Genomic DNA, 4527 nt, shown 5'->3' with positions numbered 1-4527 from the left:
ACGAAGGGGACGGCGCCGATCGGCCCCGGGGAGGGGGACGGGACTCCCGGCATGCCCGGCGTGCCGGGACCGGGGTAGCCGTAGGCCGGGGCCGGGCCGGGACCTCCGCCGTGGTGGGCGGCCCAACCGGCGGGCGGGGTGTCCCGACGGCGCCGGTACCTCTGCACCGCGACGTCCCCGAGGATGGCGTGCACGGTGGCACCGCCCAGATGCGCGAGCATGAACAGCACCGCGAACCAGAAGGCGCGCGGGCCGTCCTCCGGCACGTCCGGGCTCTCCGCGGCCACCACGGCGTAGGTCAGGGTGATCGTGACCCAGACGCAGAGCACGGCCCAGTCCCGGTTGCGGCGGCCCTGGAGGGCCATGCGCAGGAAGGGCACCCAGGCGAGCAGGCCCAGTGAGAGGACCGGCACACAGGCGAGGAGCAGTCGCGGGATGACCACCCGGGGGCCGGTGTACTGAGGCGTCGGCACCGGTGTGAAAGCGGGCCCGGACGGCTGACCGTACATCGGCGCTTCCTCCCTCCCCGTCGGCGGCTGCGCGGTGTCCCCGGCAGGGGACAGGACGAGGATATCGCTGTCCGGGTCAACCGTCCGCCGCTCGCCCGGGGACGGCGGGGGACGAGGGGAACGGCGGGGCGATCGGCCCCGGGGCGGGGTCGGTTCGGGCGCGGACCGGGACCCCGGGGTCACCGTCCCCGGCTCCACCGGCGGCTCGGTGACGGATCGGTGACGGATCGGCGGGGCCGGGCCCCGCCGCTCGACTGAACGCCGGCCGCGCACCGTCGGAGGGCACCCGCCGGCCCGGGCCGGGACTCGGGGGTCGTCCCGGCCCGGCCCGCCGCCCGGCGGGGCCGGTCGGGTCGGTGGGTGGTCGTCGGGTCGGTCAACCGCCGGCGATGGTGGTCAGGAACTCCCCGGTCCAGGCCAGCAGTTCCCGTCCGATCACCGGCTTGCCGCCCACCCGCGCCGTCATGGGGCGCGGCACCAGCACCTGCCCCGTCGCGGGCTTGACCAGGGATCCCGGGTACAGCCGCTTGAGCCGCAACTCCCGCGATTCCGCCAGGTCCACGGGGGCGAACCGCACCTTGTTGCCCTGGAGGGTGATCTCGGCGACCCCGCAGGAACGGGCCAGCATCCGCAGCCCGGCGACCAGCAGCAGGTTCTCCACCGGCTCGGGCAGCTTGCCGTAACGGTCGGTCAGCTCCTCGCGGACCGCCGCGATGTCCTCCTCGGTGGTCGCCGCCGCGATCGCCCGGTACGCCTGGAGACGCAGCCGCTCGCCCGGCGCGTACTCGTGCGGGACGTGCGCGTCCACCGGCAGCTCGATCCGCACCTCGGCCGGCGGCTCCTCCGCGCCCTCCCCGCCGGCCTCCAGCGAGGCCCGGTAGTCGGCCACCGCCTCGCCGACCATCCGCACGTACAGGTCGAAGCCGACCCCGGCGATGTGCCCGGACTGCTCGGCGCCCAGCAGGTTGCCGGCGCCCCGGATCTCCAGGTCCTTCATCGCCACGTACATGCCCGCGCCCATCTCGGTGTGCTGCGCGATGGTCGCCAGCCGCTCGTGGGCGGTCTCGGTCAGCGGACGCTCCGGCGGATACAGCAGGTAGGCGTAGCCGCGCTCCCGCCCGCGTCCGACCCGGCCCCGCAGCTGGTGCAGCTGGGAGAGGCCGAAGGTGTCGCCGCGCTCCACGATCAGGGTGTTGGCGTTGGCGATGTCGATGCCGGACTCCACGATCGTGGTGGAGACCAGCACGTCGAACCGCTTCTCCCAGAAGTCCACCACCACGCGCTCCAGGGCCTGTTCGGACATCTGGCCGTGCGCGATGGCGATGCGGGCCTCGGGCACGATGCGGCGCAGGCGGGAGGCCGCCCGGTCGATCGACTCCACCCGGTTGTGGATGTAGAAGACCTGGCCCTCCCGCAGCAGCTCGCGGCGGATCGCCGCGCCGATCTGCTTCTCGTCGTACGGCCCGACGAAGGTCAGCACCGGGTGCCGCTCCTCCGGCGGGGTGGTGATGGTGGACATCTCGCGGATGCCGGTGACCGCCATCTCCAGGGTGCGCGGGATCGGCGTCGCGGACATGGTGAGCACGTCCACGTTGGCCCTCAGCTTCTTCAGCTGCTCCTTGTGCTCGACGCCGAAGCGCTGCTCCTCGTCGACGATCACCAGACCGAGGTCCTTGAAGCGGGTCTCGGAGGAGAACAGCCGATGGGTGCCGATGACCACGTCCACCGTGCCGTCCCGCAGCCCCTCCAGCACGGCCTTCGACTCGGTGTCGGACTGGAAGCGGGAGAGCGCCCGCACGGTCACCGGGAACTGCCGGTACCGCTCGGTGAAGGTGTTGAAGTGCTGCTGGACCAGCAGCGTGGTCGGCACCAGCACGGCCACCTGCTTGCCGTCCTGCACCGCCTTGAAGGCCGCCCGCACCGCGATCTCGGTCTTGCCGTAGCCGACGTCGCCGCAGATCAGCCGGTCCATCGGGACCGACTTCTCCATGTCCTCCTTGACCTCGCCGATGGTGGTCAGCTGGTCGGGGGTCTCCGCGTACGGGAAGGCGTCCTCCAGCTCCCGCTGCCAGGGGGTGTCGGGGCCGAAGGTGTGGCCGGGGGCGGCCATCCGCGCCGAGTACAGCTTGATCAGGTCGGCGGCGATCTCCCGCACCGCCTTGCGTGCCCGGGCCTTGGTCTTGGCCCAGTCCGCCCCGCCCAGGCGGTGCAGCGAGGGGGCCTCGCCGCCCACGTACCGGGTCACCTGGTCGAGCTGGTCGGTGGGGACGAACAGCCGGTCGCCGGGCTGGCCGCGCTTGGCCGGCGCGTACTCCACCAGCAGGTACTCGCGGGTGGCGCCCTGCACGGTGCGCTGCACCATCTCCACGTACCGGCCCACGCCGTGCTGTTCGTGGACGATGAAGTCACCCGGCCGCAGGGTCAGCGGATCCAGGGTCTTGCGGCGGCGGGCGGGCATCCGCTGTCCCTTGGCCACGCCGCGCTGACCGGTCAGGTCGGTCTCGGTGAGGAGGGCCAGCCGCAGGTCGGGGGCGACGAAGCCGTGCTCCACCGAGCCGCAGGTCACGTGCACCACCGAGGGATCGATGGCGCCGTCCAGCCCGGGGTCCAGGCGGGCGGCGATGCCCTCGCCGCCCAGCACCTCCACCGTCCGTCCGGCGGGGCCGTGTCCCTCGGTGAGGTAGACCACCCGCCAGCCCTCGGCGAGCCAGCCCTTGGTGTCGGCGAGCGCGCGGGCGGTGTCGCCGCCGTAGCTCTCGGGGGCGCGCAGGCCGGTGCGCAGGGTGTCCCCGCCGTCCGCGCCGGGCCCCTCGGCGGCGCCGTCCGCCGTCGGGTCGGCGGCGAAGGGGGAGATCGACCACCACATCAGGTCCAGCTCACGGGCCCGCTCGCGGACCTCGGCGATCGAGCGCAGGGAGGCGGCGCCGACGTCGATGGGGGCCTCCCCGCCGCCGGCGGTCGCGGCCCAGGAGGCGGCCAGGAACTCCTGGCTGGTGGCGACCAGGTCGGCCGCCCGGGTCCGGACCCGCTCCGGGTCGCAGACCACCGCCATCGACCCGGCCGGCAGCACGTCGAGCAGCAGCTCCATCTCGTCCACCAGCACCGGGGCCAGGGATTCCATGCCCTCCACGGCGATGCCCTCGGCGATCCTCCCCAGCAGTTCCTCCAGCTCCGGGTGCTCCTCGGCGAGGGCCGCCGCACGCTCCCGGACCTCGGGGGTGAGCAGCAGCTCGCGGCAGGGCGGTGCCCACAGGCCGTGCTCGGCGACCTCCAGCGAGCGCTGGTCGGCGACCTTGAACCAGCGGATCTCCTCCACGTCGTCGCCCCAGAACTCCACCCGCAGGGGGTGTTCCTCGGTGGGCGGGAAGACGTCCAGGATGCCGCCGCGCACGGCGAACTCGCCGCGCTTCTCCACCAGCTCCACCCGGCTGTACGCGGCGGCGGACAGCGCCTCGGCGACCTCGGCGGGGTCGGCGGTGTCGCCGGTGCGCAGCGCCACCGGCTCCAGGTCGCCCAGGCCCTTGACCTGGGGCTGGAGCACCGAGCGGACGGGGGCCACGAGGACCTTCACGGGGCCGGCGGCGGGGTCGTCGGCGCTGGGGTGGGCGAGCCGGCGCAGCACGGCGAGCCGGCGGCCGACGGTGTCGGAGCGGGGGGAGAGCCGCTCGTGCGGCAGGGTCTCCCAGGAGGGGAACTCGACCACGCCGTCCGGGGGGAGCAGCGAGCGCAGGGCGGCGGCGAGGTCCTCGGCCTCCCGTCCGGTGGCGGTGACCGCCAGGACGGTGCGGTCGGTGCCCCGGGCCAGGGCCGCCACGGCGAAGGGGCGGACGGCGGCGGGGCCGACGAGGTCCACGTGCCGCCGCCGCCCGGCCTCGGCGGCCCGGACCGCCTCGTCGAGGGCGGCATCTTCCACGACGGCGTCGAGCAGGCCGTGCAGACTCATGAGGAGACCATCCCGGGTGGGGAACTGGGGAACACGCGAAAGGCCCGACACGTGGAACGGGCCGGGGTTCCCACC

Annotated in this window: 2 protein-coding genes; both read right to left on the bottom strand. The window is 74.3% G+C overall.

Translation table 11 applies throughout. The features are described from left to right. On the bottom strand, positions 1 to 509 hold a 509-nt coding region (locus tag FOE67_RS17520; protein ID WP_182665372.1), incomplete at its 3' end, for a hypothetical protein. A 376-nt stretch (positions 510 to 885) separates the two neighbouring features. Beyond that, entirely contained in the window at positions 886 to 4452 is a 3567-nt protein-coding gene (gene mfd / locus FOE67_RS17515) for a transcription-repair coupling factor (protein WP_182665370.1), read from the bottom strand. Positions 4453 to 4527 lie beyond the last annotated feature (75 nt).

The sequence above is a fragment of the Streptomyces calidiresistens genome (assembly GCF_014141525.1).
Taxonomy (GTDB): domain Bacteria; phylum Actinomycetota; class Actinomycetes; order Streptomycetales; family Streptomycetaceae; genus Streptomyces; species Streptomyces calidiresistens.
Note: the sequence above shows the minus strand (reverse complement) of the source record. Positions and strands in the feature narration are given on the sequence as shown.

Excerpts from the sequence above, each read along its gene's own strand:
- mfd (WP_182665370.1), bottom strand. The coding sequence starts at position 4,452 with ATGAGTCTGCACGGCCTGCTCGACGCCGTCGTGGAAGATGCCGCCCTC.